General features: G+C 72.9%; 12 protein-coding genes. 5 read left to right on the top strand and 7 right to left on the bottom strand.

The window, feature by feature from the left end:
- Positions 1-155: 155 nt before the first annotated feature.
- From HHX30_RS07615 to HHX30_RS07605, 3 genes are read left to right on the top strand one after another with little or no spacing between them, the layout of a single operon-like run.
- A complete protein-coding gene (locus tag HHX30_RS07615; protein WP_169980869.1) occupies positions 156-818 on the top strand; it encodes an SDR family oxidoreductase in 663 nt (220 codons plus the stop codon).
- The gene (locus HHX30_RS07610; RefSeq protein WP_249349804.1) at positions 815-2,065 is read left to right on the top strand and encodes an S-adenosylmethionine:tRNA ribosyltransferase-isomerase; all 1,251 of its coding nucleotides are present in this window, start codon (positions 815-817) and stop codon (positions 2,063-2,065) included. Before HHX30_RS07615 ends, HHX30_RS07610 begins: the two co-directional genes overlap by 4 nt.
- Positions 2,065-2,694, top strand: coding sequence for an alpha-2-macroglobulin family protein (locus tag HHX30_RS07605; protein ID WP_169980867.1), 630 nt, complete (start codon positions 2,065-2,067; stop codon positions 2,692-2,694). Before HHX30_RS07610 ends, HHX30_RS07605 begins: the two co-directional genes overlap by 1 nt.
- Before the next feature lie 157 nt (positions 2,695-2,851).
- Here HHX30_RS07605 and HHX30_RS07600 read toward each other — a convergent pair whose 3' ends face one another.
- Positions 2,852-3,778, bottom strand: coding sequence for a lysophospholipid acyltransferase family protein (locus tag HHX30_RS07600; protein WP_211591735.1), 927 nt, complete (start codon positions 3,776-3,778; stop codon positions 2,852-2,854).
- The gene (locus HHX30_RS07595) at positions 3,775-4,509 is read right to left on the bottom strand and encodes a GNAT family N-acetyltransferase (protein ID WP_169980865.1); all 735 of its coding nucleotides are present in this window, start codon (positions 4,507-4,509) and stop codon (positions 3,775-3,777) included. Before HHX30_RS07595 ends, HHX30_RS07600 begins: the two co-directional genes overlap by 4 nt.
- A gap of 188 nt (positions 4,510-4,697) precedes the next feature.
- On the opposite strand from HHX30_RS07595, the gene serB reads away from it, so the two are divergent.
- Complete coding sequence (gene serB / locus HHX30_RS07590) at positions 4,698-5,921, top strand: phosphoserine phosphatase SerB (protein ID WP_310741819.1); 1,224 nt, start codon at positions 4,698-4,700, stop codon at positions 5,919-5,921.
- Between the two features lie 32 nt (positions 5,922-5,953).
- Here serB and HHX30_RS43175 read toward each other — a convergent pair whose 3' ends face one another.
- The 5 genes from HHX30_RS43175 to HHX30_RS07565 form a co-directional block, all read right to left on the bottom strand.
- Positions 5,954-8,077 (bottom strand): FUSC family protein, encoded by a 2,124-nt coding sequence (locus HHX30_RS43175; protein ID WP_169980861.1) that lies wholly within the window; start codon positions 8,075-8,077, stop codon positions 5,954-5,956.
- A gap of 51 nt (positions 8,078-8,128) precedes the next feature.
- Entirely contained in the window at positions 8,129-8,602 is a 474-nt protein-coding gene (locus HHX30_RS07580; protein ID WP_169980859.1) for a histidine phosphatase family protein, read from the bottom strand.
- Positions 8,603-8,770: 168 nt separating this feature from the next.
- Entirely contained in the window at positions 8,771-11,110 is a 2,340-nt protein-coding gene (locus HHX30_RS07575) for a sodium-translocating pyrophosphatase (protein WP_169980857.1), read from the bottom strand.
- 439 nt (positions 11,111-11,549) lie between these two features.
- Positions 11,550-11,978 carry an ATP-binding protein gene (locus HHX30_RS07570; RefSeq protein ID WP_169980855.1) on the bottom strand — a complete coding sequence of 143 codons (429 nt, stop codon included), beginning with the start codon at positions 11,976-11,978 and terminating at the stop codon, positions 11,550-11,552.
- Between the two features lie 19 nt (positions 11,979-11,997).
- A complete protein-coding gene (locus HHX30_RS07565) occupies positions 11,998-12,348 on the bottom strand; it encodes an STAS domain-containing protein (RefSeq protein ID WP_030506779.1) in 351 nt (116 codons plus the stop codon).
- Between the two features lie 403 nt (positions 12,349-12,751).
- On the opposite strand from HHX30_RS07565, the gene HHX30_RS07560 reads away from it, so the two are divergent.
- Positions 12,752-15,238 (top strand): DEAD/DEAH box helicase, encoded by a 2,487-nt coding sequence (locus tag HHX30_RS07560; protein ID WP_311922203.1) that lies wholly within the window; start codon positions 12,752-12,754, stop codon positions 15,236-15,238.
- Positions 15,239-15,241 lie beyond the last annotated feature (3 nt).

The raw sequence follows: 15,241 nt of genomic DNA, 5'->3' as shown, positions 1-15,241 counted from the left end.
GGTCGGCAGCGGGGTCGGCGGGCTGGGGCACGGACACAGACTAGGCCGCGAATCGGGCGTCCCGCGTCGGCCGCGGGTCCTAGTCCCAAATGCCGAGCGGCGGCCGGACCTCCGTCCGATGTGTGCCTGACGTGCCGATTTCTAGCGTGAAGCGCATGAAGCACGCACTCATCACCGGAGCGTCCCGCGGGCTGGGACTCGCTCTCGCCAAGGCGCTCGCCGCCGACGGCTGGTCGCTCCTGCTCACCGCCCGGGGCGAGGAGGACCTGATGTCCGCGGCCTTCGACCTCGGCGCCCGGGCCTTCCCGGGTGACGTCGCCGACCCGGCGCACGTGGCCAGGCTCGCCGAGGCCGTGCCCGAGCTCGACCTCCTGGTCAACAACGCCAGCGGGCTCGGGCCCGCCCCGATGCCCAGGCTCGCCGACTACCCGCTGGACGCGCTGCGCGCGCTGTTCGAGACCAACGTGATCGCGCCGCTCGCGCTGGCGCAGGCGACGCTGCCCGCGCTGCGCAAGCGACGGGGCGCGATTCTCAACGTCTCGTCCGACGCCGCCGTCGAGGCGTACGAGGGCTGGGGCGGCTACGGCGCGACCAAGGCCGCTCTCGACCAGGTCTCCAACGTCCTCGCCGCCGAGGAGCCCGACGTCGCGGTCTGGTGGGTGGATCCCGGCGAGATGCGCACCCGCATGCTGGCCGACGCCGTCGGCCCGGAGGAGGCCGGGGCCGCGCCGCCGCCCGAGAGCGTGGTCCCGGCGCTGCTGCGCCTCGTGCGCGACCGCCCCGCGCCCGGCCGCTTCACCCGGGGAGAGCTGCAATGACCACCCCCGGCCCCCACGTCGTCCGCCGGGGCGACGCCGGTCCTCACGCCGCCCGCCGGGACGAGGCCGGTCCTCACGCCGCCCGCCGGGGCGAGGCCGGCCCCGGTCCTCACGCCGCCGCCCGGAGCCGGGCCGATTCCCCCGCGACCGCCGGCCCCGGCCCGGCGAGCGAGGCCGGCCCGGCGCCCGCGTGGACCGAAGCCCTCCCCCGTGGAATCCGGCCGTACGGGCCGGGGGGATCGTTCGAGTTCGCGCTGACGGCGCCGCTGGAGGCGCACGAGCCGCCGGAGGCCCGCGGGCTGCGCCGCGACGAGGTCAGGCTGCTGGTGTCCCGCCGCGACACCGGCGAGGCCACCCACCACGTCTTCGCCGACCTGCCGTCGCTGCTGATCCCCGGCGACCTGCTGGTGGTCAACAACTCCGCCACCCTGCCCGCGGCGGTGCGGCTCGACCGGCTCGCCGTCCACTTCTCCGGCCGGCTCGCGTCCGGCGAGTGGCTGGTCGAGCTGCGCCGCCGTACGGCGACGGCGACGGAGCCCTACTCCGGCGCCGCGCCCGGAGAGTGGCTGCCGTTGCCGGGAGGCGCCACGCTGCGCCTGCTGGCGCAGGAGACGCCGCGCCTGTGGCGCGCCCGGCTGGACCGCGACGTGCTCTCCTACCTCGCCGCACACGGCGTGCCCATCCGGTACGGCTACGTGGGGCGCGACTGGCCGCTCGCCGACTACCAGACGGTCTTCGGGGTCGAGCCGGGCAGCGCGGAGATGCCCAGCGCGGGCCGGCCCTTCACCCCGGAACTCGTCACCGCGCTGGTCAGCCGGGGGATCGGTGTCGCGCCGATCACGCTGCACACCGGGGTCGCGTCTCCCGAGAAGGACGAACCGCCCTATCCCGAGTGGTTCTCGGTCTCCCCGCGGACGGCACGGCAGGTGAACATCACCCGCGAGCACGGGGGCCGGGTGATCGCCGTCGGCACGACCGTCGTACGGGCTCTGGAGACCGCCGCCCTCGACGCCGCCGTCCCGGGAACGGTGCGGGCGGCGACGGGCTGGACCTCTCACGTCGTCACGCCGGAGGGAGGCGTGCGAGCGGTGGACGGCCTGGTCACGGGCCTGCACGAGCCCCGCTCCAGCCATCTGATGATGCTGTCGGCGATCACCGGGACCGGCGTCCTTGCCCGCGCGTACGAAGCGGCGATCGACGAGGGCTACCTCTGGCACGAGTTCGGCGACAGCCATCTCATCCTGTGATGCGTGATCGAACCGTGATCTCGATCGTCAAGGCTTTCCGCATGCGTACCCCCATCGGCAAGCCGACCGCGCTGCTGGCCGTGCCACTGGCCGCGGGCGCGCTGGTCGCCTCCGGCCTGCCCGCCTCCGCCGCGTCCACCGCGACCACCGCGGTCACCGCGTCCACGGCGTCCACGGCGTCCACGGCGTCCGCCTCGGCCAAGGCGGCGTCGGCGCCCGTCCGCATCCAGGTCAGCTATCCCTACAGCGTCCGTCGCGGACGCGTGGTGTCCTTCAAGGTCACGCTCGTCAACAAGCTCAAGACGAGAACCGACGAGATCTTCCTTGCGGTCAAGTTCCCCAAGAACGTCACCAAGACCCGGATCTACGTCCCGCGCGGCACCAACTACAACGAGCACTGCACGCGGGAGCGGACCCGCGCGCTGTGCGTGCTGCCCGGTCTGAAGAAGGGCAGGAGCTACACGTTCTGGGCGAAGGCCCAGGTGAGCGGGTCGGCCAGCGGCAAGCTCTACGGTTACTTCGGCGGGGCGGTCACCGACACGTCGCTGAACACCGACCCGAAGGAACTGCTCAGCGAGTTCGGCGACAGCATCGGCTGGGTGAAGACGAAGAGCTCGATCACCCGCTGAGCCCCCGCGCGACGCGGAAAGTCCCCCTGTCCATGGCGCCCGTCCGGCCTCGCCGGGCGGGCGCGAGCCTTTTCCGGGCCTCGCCGGGCGGGCGCGAGCCTTTTCCGGGCCTCGCCAGTCGGGCGCGAGCCGTTTCCGGGGGGCCGCTCCTGCCGTCTCAGGCCGCCAGGGCCTGCCCCTCCGGTTCCGTGAGCCCGGTCCTGACCTGAGCCTCGGCGATGCGCGCCAGCGCCGCACGTGCCTCCCCCCGGCGGGCGCGCTCGCCGTACACGGCCGGACGGTCGAGCCGTACGGCGGGGAAGAGCGTCACCGCCGCGACGAGGTCCCTGGTCGCGACGATCCGCAGGACGGACGCGAGCAGCGTGTCGTCCCCGACGTACGACGGCCGGGTGGACAGGGCCGCGCGGTCGCCCGTCCCCTCCACGAACCGCAGCGCCACCGGCCGTACGGGCACCCCCGCGTCGAGCGCCGCCTGGAACACCGCGGGCCGGAAGCCGCCCATCTCCCGTCCGCACCACGTGGTGCCCTCCGGGAACGCGGCCACGCTCTCGCCGCTCCGCAGCGCGGCGGTCATGTCCGCGACGACCCCCGGCAGGGCGGACATCCTGTCCCTGTCGATGAACAGCGCGCCGCCTCCGGCGGCGAGCGTGCGGACGATCGGCCACCTGCCCACCTCGGCCTTGGCCAGCGGGCGGCAGGCGACGGTCGCCGTGATGACCAGGGGATCGAGCCAGGAGACGTGGTTGCCGACGAGCAGGGCGGGCCCGTCCTCCTCGGGCACGGCCCGCGCCCGCGCCGACCCCCCGATGAAGGAGAACCCCCGGCGCGTCACGAGCCGCACGCCGAGGGCCCGCAGCAGCAGCCGCGACCACAGCATGGTGACCGCCCCACGCCGTGCCGTACGCCCCAGCGTGAGCGCGATCGGCAGGCCGGCGATCAGCACGGCGACCGCGCCCGTCAGGCGGGCTGCACGGCGCAGGGGGCCGGCCGTACGCGCCTGCGCGCGCAGGCAGGCGCCGGGCGCGCAGGGAGAGACCGGCAGCCAGGCGGAGGAGGCCGCCGGCTGGTGCGTGACGGCGCTCACCGCGCCTGTCCCAGGAAGCGCCGCAGGTAGCGGGGGTCGGCGTCGGCCACCGAGAGCAGCACGAAGAAGTCGGCGGTGCCGAACGCCGGATCGTGCGCGGGGGCGCCGCAGACCCACGCGCCGAGACGCAGGTAGCCGCGCAGCAGCGGCGGCAGCACGAACCGGTCGGAACGCGGCACCCCCGCGTCGCGCCAGGGCGTGTGCGGCGTCACGCGGCGCTCCTCGGGCCCCAGCGGCACCCGGTCGACGATCCCGGCCGCGATCACGCCGCCGTCGTCCAGGGGCACCGAGCAGCAGCCCGCCAGCCAGGCGTGCCCGCGGCTGGTCATGTACTGGGCGATCCCGGCCCACATCAGGGCGACGACCGTCCCGCCGCGGTGGTCCGGGTGCACGCACGTGCGCCCGGCCTCGACCAGGTCGCCGCGCAGGCCCTCCAGCGCGCCGAGGTCGAACTCGGAGTCGGAGTAGAGCCGGTCGCTGCGGCGGGGCGGCAGCAGGCGGTAGGTGCCGACCACCGTGTCCCCCTCGCGGACGAGGAGGTGGTCGCAGTACGCGTCGAGCGGCTCGACGTCGAGCCCGTTCAGCGGGGAGTCGAGCCGGGCCCCCATCTCCTCGGCGAACACCTCGTACCGCAGGCGCTGGGCGGCACGCAGGTCGGCGGCGCTCTCCGCGAGCCCGACGGTGTAGCGGCCGGAGCCAAGGGAGTGCTGGGACTGCAGAGAGATCGTCATGCGCGTCGCGTCCTTCCTCGGGGGTGCCGGCCACGGTGAGGCGTCCCGTCTCTCCCGGCCCGCTCCGCGGCCCACCACCATGACGACATGCGGAAATGACAGCGGTCCCTCAGGGCGGGGGCATGAAGGCGTCCGCATCGTGAACCTCGTGCGCGCTCATGACAAGCGGCGCAGTAACCTCAAACAACGTGAACCAGCGCACGCTCCTGATCACGCTGACCGGTCCTGATCGCCCGGGCGTCACCTCGCGGCTGTTCGCCGTGCTGGCCGGGTTCCCGGTCGTCGTGGCCGACGTGGAGCAGGTCGTCATCCGTGGCCGCCTCACTTTGGGCGTACTCGTCGCCTACGCCGGGGGACCGCCCTCCGGCACCGGAAGCACCATCGGCGGCCTGTGGACGGCCGTCGAGCAGGTCGCCGCCGACCTCGACATGGACCTGGAGATCGCCACCGGCACGACCTCCAAAGAGAAGCGACGGCGCGGACGGCTGCACGTCACCGTCCTGGGCGCGCCGCTGCTGCCCGCCGCCATGGCCGGGATCGCCGGCCGCATCGCGGCGAGCGGCGCCAACATCGACAGGATCGAACGGCTGTCGAGCTATCCGGTGACGTGCATCGAGCTCGCCGTGTCCGGCGCCGACCCCCAGGCGATGCGGGCGGAACTCGCCGCCGAGGCGGCGGCCCAGCAGGTGGACGTCGCCGTGCAGCGCACCGGCCTGCACCGCCGCGCCAAGCGCCTCATCGTGATGGACGTCGACTCGACCCTGATCCAGAACGAGGTCATCGAGCTGCTGGCGCGGCACGCCGGCTGCCTCGACGAGGTCGCCAGGGTCACCGACGAGGCCATGCGGGGCGAGCTCGACTTCGCCGAGTCGCTGGTCAGGCGGGTCGCGCTGCTCGAGGGGCTGTCGGAGGAGGTCTTCGAGAAGGTCGTCAAGGAGGTCGTCCTCACCCCCGGCGCGCGCACGCTGGTGCGCACCCTCAAGCGGCTGGACTACCGCTTCGCGATCGTCAGCGGCGGCTTCACCCAGATCACCGACTCCCTGGTGGCCGACCTCGGCATCGACTACTCGGCCGCCAACACCCTGGAGGTCGTGGACGGCCGGCTCACCGGCCGGGTGGTCGGCGAGATCGTGGACCGGCCGGGCAAGGCCCGCGCGCTGGAGCGCTTCGCCGCCGAGGCGGGCATCCCTCTGAGCCAGACCGTCGCGATCGGCGACGGCGCGAACGACCTCGACATGTTCGCGGCCGCCGGGCTCGGCATCGCCTTCAACGCCAAGCCGATCGTGCGGCAGGCCGCCGACACCGCGGTCAACGTGCCGTACCTCGACTCGATCCTCTACCTGCTCGGCATCTCCCGCGAGGAGGTCGAGGCGGCCGACGCCGAGGACGGCATGCCGCCCGCCCTGACCTGAGGAGGGGCCGCCCGTGCCGGCGGCGGGATTGGTCACGGCGGGGCCGCGAACGCCCCGGCCGACGCCGCGCACAGCCGTACGGCGTCGGCGTCCAGCGAGCGCAGCGCCTGGTCGACCGCGGCGGTGCGCAGCAGCGCCCGCCCCGAACCCGGCTCGCTCGCGGCCGGCCGGGGACCCGGCTCGGTCGCGCTCGTCTCCAGTTCCGTGAGCCGGCGCTCGGCCTGGACGCCGACCCACGCGGCGTCGTCCGCGAGCCCCCTGCCCACGTCCGCCGCCGGTTCCTCGTACGGCTCCCGCCCCCGCACGGCCTCCGCGGCGGCCCGCAGGTGTCCGGCCACGGCGTCCAGGACATCGGGGACCGGCCCGGCGCCGGTCGGCTCGTCACGGAACACCGAGATCAGCGTCAGGAGGTCGTCGCGGACCCGCTGGGCGGCCTCCAGGGCCTCGTCGACGGCGCCGGGGGCCGCGCCCCCGGGCTCCTTCGCGATGTAGTCGAGCGCCGCGGCGACCATCTCGGCGTCCACCGCGGCCTTCCTGATCCGTTCCTCGGCCCGCTCGGCGTCCGCCCTCCCCCGCGCCAGCTGCGCGAGCGCCCGGGCGACCACCGCGTGCGAGTCGAGCATCCGGCCGACCCGCTCGGCCAGCCGGTCCGTCTCCCCCCGCGGCCACAGCAGCCGCGTGCACGCGATGGCGATGACGCCGCCGATGACGGTCAGCACCACCCGCGACTCGGCGATCTTCTCGGTCTGCGGCACCTGGAAGTCGAGCAGCAGCAGCACGCACATCGTCATGAACGTCGCCCAATAGGCGTGGTGCGTCGGGGCCAGGCCGAACGCCAGCGCGGCCGACACCCCGATCAGCGCGACCAGCGGCCAATGACCGGGCGCGACGTGCAGGATCGCGGCGGAGACCAGCCCGCCGGCCGTGCTGCCGCCCACCCGCCACCACACCCTGGCCCGCGTCTCTCCGTAGGTCGGCTGGATGGTGACCAGCACCGCGATCACCAGCCAGTGCGGGAACGCGGGCTTGAACAGCACGATGCCGATCGAGGCGAAGGCGGTGCCGAGCACGACCCGCAGGGCGTGCCGCACGCGCGGGTCGTCGAAGGCGAGCGGCGGGGGAACCGCCAGGGTGGCCATGTCGAGAGCGGGGGCGAGGCCGGGCGCGCACAGGCGGCGGGCCGCCTCGGCGGAGCCGTCGAGCGCCGTCTGGATCCGTCCGGCACTGTGCGCGATCTGCCGCAGGAGGACGAGCACGACCATCTCGCGCTTGCCGCACGTGCCCCGCTCGCGCAGCCGGTCCACCCGGTCGCCGAAGTCCACGACCGGCACCTGCTCGGGCGGGCACTCGGCCAGATAGGCCCGCAGCGACGCGGACAGCGAGTCCACGAGGTCGCCGAGCCCCACCTCGTCCGCCGCCCCGGGCGCCCGCCGCGCCAGCGTGTCGCACAGCCCGCGCAGCGCGATGATCTCGTGGAACACCCGGCGCAGCGCGAACGCGACGTCCTCGGCCGCCCGCGACCGCTCCCACCGCAGGCGGCGGGCGCGGGCCGTACGGATCTCGGCGATCGCGTCGGAGGCCGTCCTGCGGCGCCCGTCCCACTCGTCCTGACCCACCGCGGGGTCGGCCACCGCCTCGGCCAGCCCGGCCAGGGTGTCGGCCGCCTCGCCCAGCATCGTGACGATCGGGCGGGTGCGCCGCCACGGCCAGGGCAGGGTGAGCAGGACGGCGGCCAGCAGCCCGCCGAGCAGTTGCAGGCCCGTGTGCGGCGCGGGGTCGAGCGGCAGGGGGTTGGCCGCGGTCAGCAGCAGTGTGAGTGCCGGGGTGACGCCGATCGGGCGCACCAGGCCGCCCAGCCCGGCCAGGGCCGAGGCGACGGCGACCATGAGCCAGCCGCTGCCCGCCAGCAGGACCCCCAGCGACGTCCCCACGCCGACCGACAGCACGACCCCGAGCAGGTACGGCGTGCGCACGCCCGCGGGATTCGCGATGGCCCGCCCCGCGACCAGCCACGCGCCGAGGCCGACGGTCGCGCCGCCCGCCGGGTGTCCGGTGAGCAGGCCCGTGAGCAGCGGGATCGCCAGGCAGGCGGCCCCGGTCAGGCCGAAGCCGAGCGCGAGGCGCGGATCCTCCAGCCTCGGCGCCCTGGCGAGCACGACGTTCCTGAGCGGCAGGCGGTTCTTCCTACCCGGATTCCCCGGGCGCTATCAGGGGCGGCTCGTCCGCACCAGGCGTCCGGTGCCGGGAGCGGCGTCCTCCCACGACACGTCCAGCTCGATCACCGCGTACGCGCCGGGCGGGAAGCCGTCGAGCCTGACGTCCGTCAGGGCGGCGACGAGCTCGTACACGCCCGGGTTGTGGCCGACGAGCACGACCGACGCGGTCTCGCCGTCCGTGCGGCGCAGCACGCCGAGCAGGTCGTCCGGGTACGCCTCGTAGATGTCGCGTTCGATCTCGACGGGGACGTCGAGGCCGAGCAACTCCGCGGTCCTGCGGGTACGCACCGAGGGCGAGCACAGGACGAGTCCGGGGGAGAGCACAGGGCCGAGCCGCCTGATCTCCTCCCCGATCGCCCGAGCGTCCCGCTCGCCGCCGGAGGTCAGCGGACGTTCGCTGTCCGGAAGCCCGGGCGCGTGGCCGGCCGCGGCGTGCCTGACCACCACGAGCGTCCGGACGCTCATGGCATGGCCCAGATGGCGAGGCCCACGATCACGGCGATCATCGCCGTCATGGTCAGCAGGATCAGCGCCAGCGTCCTGCCCCCGTTCGGCTTGTCCATAAGTGCTCAGTGTATGGAGAAGGTCCCCCGCTCCAGGAGCAGGGGACCTTCGGGCCGCGTGGGTGCCGCGTCAGTGGGCGACGGGCTCCGTGGCGCGGGAGGCCTGGTCGGCCTCGCCGGTCGGGGCGATGCCCGAGGCGCGGCGCTTGGAGACGACCACGGCGCCGACGACGACCGCCACGGCGACGACCGTCGCGGTGACGCGGACCGCGACGTTGTCGGCGTACGCGACGACGGCCGGGGCGATCAGCAGCGCGACCAGGTTCATCACCTTGATCAGCGGGTTGATGGCCGGGCCGGCGGTGTCCTTGAACGGGTCGCCGACGGTGTCGCCGATCACGGTGGCGGCGTGCGCGTCCGACCCCTTGCCGCCGTGGTGGCCGTCCTCGACGAGCTTCTTGGCGTTGTCCCAGGCGCCACCGGAGTTGGCGAGGAACACCGCCATCAGCGTTCCCGCCGCGATGGCGCCGGCCAGGTAGGCGCCGAGCGGCGCGTAGCCGAGCGCGAAGCCGACCGCGATCGGGGTCAGCACGGCGAGCAGGCCGGGGGTCGCGAGCTCGCGCAGTGAGTCGCGGGTGCAGATGTCGACCACGCGGCCGTAGTCCGGCACCTCGCTGCCGTCCATGATCCCCGGCTTGGTGCGGAACTGCTCGCGCACCTCGTACACGACCCGGCCCGCCGCGCGGCCGACGGCGCTGATCGCGAGGCCGGAGAAGAGGAACACCACGGCCGCGCCGACGATGAGGCCGACCAGCACGTTCGGGGCGTCCACCGACAGGCTGAAGTTCGCGAACGACCCGAGTGCGTCCTTCACGCCCTGCGAGGCCTTCGCTAGCTCGCTCTCGACCGCGGTGCGGAACGAGCCGAACAGCGCGGTCGCCGCGAGCACGGCGGTCGCGATCGCGATGCCCTTGGTGATGGCCTTGGTGGTGTTGCCGACCGCGTCCAGGGAGGTGAGCACGCGGGCGCCCTCGCCCTCGACGTCGCCCGACATCTCGGCGATGCCCTGGGCGTTGTCGGAGACCGGGCCGAAGGTGTCCATCGACACGATCACGCCGACCGTTGTCAGCAGGCCGGTGCCGGCGAGGGCCACGGCGAACAGCGCCACGGTCACGTTGCCGAAGCCGAGCAGGAAGGCGCCGTAGACCGCGCCGCCGATCAGCAGCGCCGAGTAGACCGCGGACTCCAGGCCGACCGAGATGCCGGACAGGATGACGGTGGCGGGACCGGTGAGCGAACTCTCGCCGATCTCCCGGACCGGGCGCCGGTTGGTCTCGGTGAAGTAGCCGGTGAGAATCTGGATGGCGCTGGCCAGGACCAGTCCCACGAGCACCGCGCCGATGGCGATCAGGCGCGGGTCGGCGGTCAGCGCGGCGACGTCCGCGGACGCGCCGGACAGCTGGGCGAAGCTCGACGGGAGGTAGGCGAACGCCGCGACGGCCACCAGCACGGCGGAGATGGCGGCGGAGATGAAGAAGCCGCGGTTGATGGCGGCCATGCCGGAACGGTCCCGCCCGCGAGGCGCGGTGGTGAAGATGCCGATGACCGCGGTGATCACACCGATCATCGGGACGATCAGCGGGAAGACCAGGCCCTCGGTGCCGAAGGCGGCCTTGCCCAGGATCAGGCTCGCGACCAGGGTGACGGCGTACGACTCGAACAGGTCGGCCGCCATGCCGGCGCAGTCGCCGACGTTGTCGCCCACGTTGTCGGCGATGGTGGCGGCGTTGCGCGGGTCGTCCTCGGGGATGCCCTGCTCGACCTTGCCCACCAGGTCGGCGCCGACGTCGGCGGCCTTGGTGAAGATGCCGCCACCGACACGCATGAACATCGCGAGCAGCGCGGCGCCGAAGCCGAACCCCTCGAGGACGTTCGGCGCGTCGCCCTTGTAGACGAGCACGACGATCGCGGCGCCCAGCAGGCCGAGGCCGACCGTGAACATGCCGGCGACGCCGCCCGTGCGGAACGCGATGCGCATCGCGGTCTTCTCGCCCGATTCACGGGCGGCGGACGCGACGCGGACGTTCCCGCGTACGGCGAGCCACATGCCGATGAAACCCGTCAGCGCGGAGAACACCGCCCCGACGACGAAGAAGACCGACCTGCCGATTCTCTCGCCGGTCGAGCCGGCCGGGAGAAGCAGCAGCAGGAACGGAATGATGACGACGAATATCGCGAGCGTCCGGAACTGCCGCGCGAGATAGGCGGCGGCGCCCTGTTGCACGGCCCTCGCGATGTTCTGCATTCGCTCGGTGCCCTGCCCCGCGGCGAGCACCTCCCGCACCAGTCCGCCCGCGACGGCCAGAGCGAGCAGCGCCACGACGGCGACGACTATGACAAGGGTGAGATGGGAACCGTTCAGAGCTACCGCTGCGCCTTCGTCAGCGGCAGCGGCGTAATAGGCAGACATCCGTCCTCCTCGGCCAGACGGGTTTCGGTCCTCCTGCCCGGGCGGCGCTGAACGAACCCACTGGCCGTGCGGCGCACTTCCGGGCGGTTGGCAAGTGCCGCTTCCGGTTGCATCCGCAATACCTTGGCCGGTGCCGGGAGTCTACGCAGCGATGCCGCGGATATGAAGGCCCTCGTGCCCCGCAATCGAGGCGGCGCCCGGTAATGGACGAACATTTGCACCGCTATCAAGGTGCTTTGACCAGCGGAGTCAGGAGTGCGGCGACAGGGGTCGCCCGAGTTACGGTACTCCCCGATAGTAGGTTTCGGTCATCCGATATCCCGATGGACATAGCAAAAGATCGAGTGTCACGCCGGGGGCGACACTCGATCTGATCGAAGGTCTTCGAGGTCTCCGAAGGCCCGCGGGGGCCCCGGAGGTCCGCCGGAGGTCCCGGCGGTCAGAGGGCGGCGACGCCGTTGGACGACGCGGGCCAGCTCATGCGGATGCGCATGCCCTTCGGCCCGGGAAGCACCTCGACGTCGTCGGCCAGCCCCGCGATGACCGCGATGCCCAGATTGTCGATCTCGGGCATGAGGCTGCCGCTCGCCTCCAGCACCTGGGGCGTCACATCCTCGCTCGGGGCGGCGTCGGTGACCGTCACCTCGAAACGCCCCGCGTCATCGCGTAACTCGATGCGTACCGGCTCCCCCGGGCAGTGGAGGCGGTGTGCCTCCACAGCCCGCGAGCACGCCTCTCCGACGGCGAGCCGCACCTCGTCCAAGATCGCCTCCGCCACTCCCGTACGCCGGGCGATGGCCGTGGCGACCAGCCGGGCCGTGCGCACGTGGGCGGGCAGAGCGCTGAACGTCAGCTCGACGGTGGCCATGTTGCTGAATCCCCGGCCGTCACTTGTCCCGGCCGTGGGCTTCCTTGGCCTCCTCGACGGAGGCGTAGATCCCGAAGACCTTCGTCAAGCCGGTGATCCGGAAGATCTTCAGAATGCGCTCCTGCGTGCAGACGAGCTCCAGGGAGCCGTCGTGCGCCCGCACCCGCTTGAGGCCGCCGACCAGCACGCCAAGGCCCGTCGAGTCGAGGAAGTCCACCTTCTCCATGTTCACGAGCAGGTGGAAGTTGCCCTTGTTGACCAGGTCGATCAGCAGCTCACGCAGTCTGGGCGCGGTGTAGACGTCGATCTCACCCTCGACATCGACGATGGTGAGATTGTCCTCGGAATGGTGGTCCAACTTCAGATCCACAGATCCTCCAGCGCCTTACTTGCGTAGGTCTCGATACAGGTCATGCATCCTGGTAGTCCAGAGGCACGACCCGATGCGCGGCATTCAACCACGCTACGACTCCGTGTCTATACGAAATCACGACTCCGGGCGACTCTCCCCGCAGATGCCAAACTGGAAACCAGTGACTCCGACTTCTTCGTCCTCTGCCCGAACAGGCGACCTTCTCACCCGTCTGCTCGCGGTTCCCGCACGCCGGGGGCGCGTGACGCATGTGGAGCATGTTCCAGCACGTCAGGCGAGTGCGGCGAGATGGCCGGAATGGGCCCCTGAGCTGCTGGTCTCGCGACTGCGTCTGCAGGGGGTCACCGGCCTGTGGGAACACCAGCTTGAGGCCGCCGAGCTGGTTAAACGTGGCCAAAACGTGATCATTGCCACAGGGACCGCGTCCGGAAAATCGCTGGCCTACCTGGTCCCGGCCGTCGCGGAGATCTTCACCGGCGGGACGGTGCTGTACCTCACCCCGACCAAGGCGCTCGCCGCCGACCAGCTCAGAGCGCTGCGGAAGCTGCGGCTGACGCAGGTGCGCGCGGCGACGTACGACGGGGACACACCGCACGAGGAACGCCGGTGGATCCGCCAGAACGCCAACTACGTGCTGACCAACCCGGACATGCTGCACAGGTCGATTCTGCCTCGCCACTCGTCGTGGTCGTCCTTCTGGCGACGGCTGCGGCTGGTGGTCGTCGACGAGTGCCACGGCTACCGGGGTGTCTTCGGCTCCCACGTCGCCCAGATCCTGCGCCGGCTGCGCCGGGTCTGCGCCAGGTACGGCTCCTCCCCCGTGTTCCTGCTGGCGTCGGCCACCGCCAGCGACCCCGCAGCCGCGGGAATGCGCCTGACCGGCCTTGAGATGGCCGAGGTGACCGCGGACGCCTCTCCCAGGGGTTCGACCACCTTCGCGCTGTGGGAGCCGCCTCTGACCGATTTACGCGGGGAGAGCGGGGCCCCGGTCCGCCGCACCGCCACGGCGGAGGCGGCCGACCTTCTGGCGGACCTCGTGATCGAGGATGTGCGCACTCTCGCGTTCGTCCGCTCCCGCCGGGCCGCGGAGACCGTGGCCCTCACCGCCCGCCGCACGCTGGAGGAGGTCGAGGCCCTCCTCGACGCGGGGCCCGCGCCGTACGGCGAGGACGCCGGGGACCTGCCGGACGAGATGAGCGGCCCGAACGGCGACGGGCCTCACGGAGCGGCTGCCGGAGGGATCCTCGGAGAGACCTCCAGTGGAGCCCTCGGTGAGCTGTCCGGCGAGGCGCTCGGCGAGCCTTCCGGCGGAGGTCCCGGTGAACCTTCCGGCGGAGGTTTCGGTGAACCTTCCGGCGGAGGTTTCGGTGAACCTTCCGGCGGCGCCCATGGTGTTCCGTCCGGCGGCGCCCATGGTGTTCCGTCCGGCGGAGCCCTCGGTGAGCCTTTCGGCGGAGGTCTCGACGGATCGCGCGGGCCGTCTCCCGCGGAAGCCGCCGGAAGCGCGGACGCGGCCGCGACCGGCGTGGGAGGCCGGACCGGTCGTGAGAGAAACCGGCTGGCGGATCGGGTGGCGGCTTACCGGGCCGGCTACCTGGCCGACGACCGGCGGGTGCTCGAAAAGGCCCTCCGGTCGGGCGAGCTGACCTGCCTGGCCACCACCAACGCGCTCGAACTCGGCGTCGACGTCTCGGGGCTCGACGCGGTCCTCATCGCCGGGTGGCCCGGCACCCGCGCCTCACTGTGGCAGCAGGCGGGCCGGGCCGGCCGCGCGGGCCAGGACGCGCTGGCCGTGCTGATCGCCCGCGACGACCCGCTGGACACCTACATCGTCCATCACCCGGAAGCCGTGTTCGGGCAGCCGGTGGAGGCCATCGTCCTCGATCCCGACAACCCCTACGTGCTGGCGCCCCACCTGTGCGCGGCCGCCGCGGAGATCCCGCTGACCGAGGACGACCTGGAGATCTTCGGCCCGGCGGCGCGGGACGCGCTCGACGACCTCGTGAGCCGCGGACTACTGCGCAGGCGGCCCGCCGGGTGGTTCTGGACGAGCCGCGACCACGCGGCCGACCTGGCGGACATCCGCGGATCGGGCGGCGCGCCCGTCCAGGTCGTCGAGGCGTCGACCGGCCGCCTGCTGGGCACGGTCGACGAGCCGTCGGCGCACACCATGGTCCATCCGGGAGCCGTCTACCTGCACCAGAGCGAGACGTTCGTGGTCGACGTGCTCGATCTGGACGCGGGGGTCGCCCTGGTCGCGGCCGCCGAACCGGACTACGCGACCTTCGCGCGGGACGTCACCGACATCCGGGTGATGGAGTCGCTGCGTTCGCGGCCCTTCGGGCCCGGCACCCTCCACTTCGGCTCGGTGGAGGTCACCCGCCAGGTCGTCTCGTACCTCAAACGGCGCACCCAGACCGGCGAGGTCGTCGGCGAGGAGCCGCTCGACCTGCCGCCGCGCACTCTGTGCACGCGCGCGGTGTGGTGGACCCTGCCCGCACCCGCCCTCGCCTGCCTGGCACAGCCGGGGGACGCGGTGGATCTCGGCGGGGCCGCCCACGCGGCCGAACACGCCTCGATCGGCCTGCTGCCGCTGTTCGCGACCTGCGACCGCTGGGACATCGGGGGCGTGTCCACCGAACTCCACCCCGACACGGGCCTGCTCACGGTCTTCGTCTACGACGGCCACGACGGCGGCGCGGGCTTCGCCGAGCGCGGGTACAGCCGGGCGCCGGACTGGCTGACGGCGACGCGGGAGGCGATCGCCTCGTGCGAATGCGAGCGCGGCTGCCCGTCCTGCATCCAGTCGCCCAAGTGCGGCAACGGCAACGAACCCCTCGACAAGGCCGGGGCGATCCGCCTCCTCGACATCCTCCTGGGCGCCTGAGCC

Source organism: Microbispora sp. H10836 (genome assembly GCF_012999525.1).
Classification (GTDB): domain Bacteria; phylum Actinomycetota; class Actinomycetes; order Streptosporangiales; family Streptosporangiaceae; genus Microbispora.
This window is presented reverse-complemented; position numbering and strand designations above follow the sequence as displayed.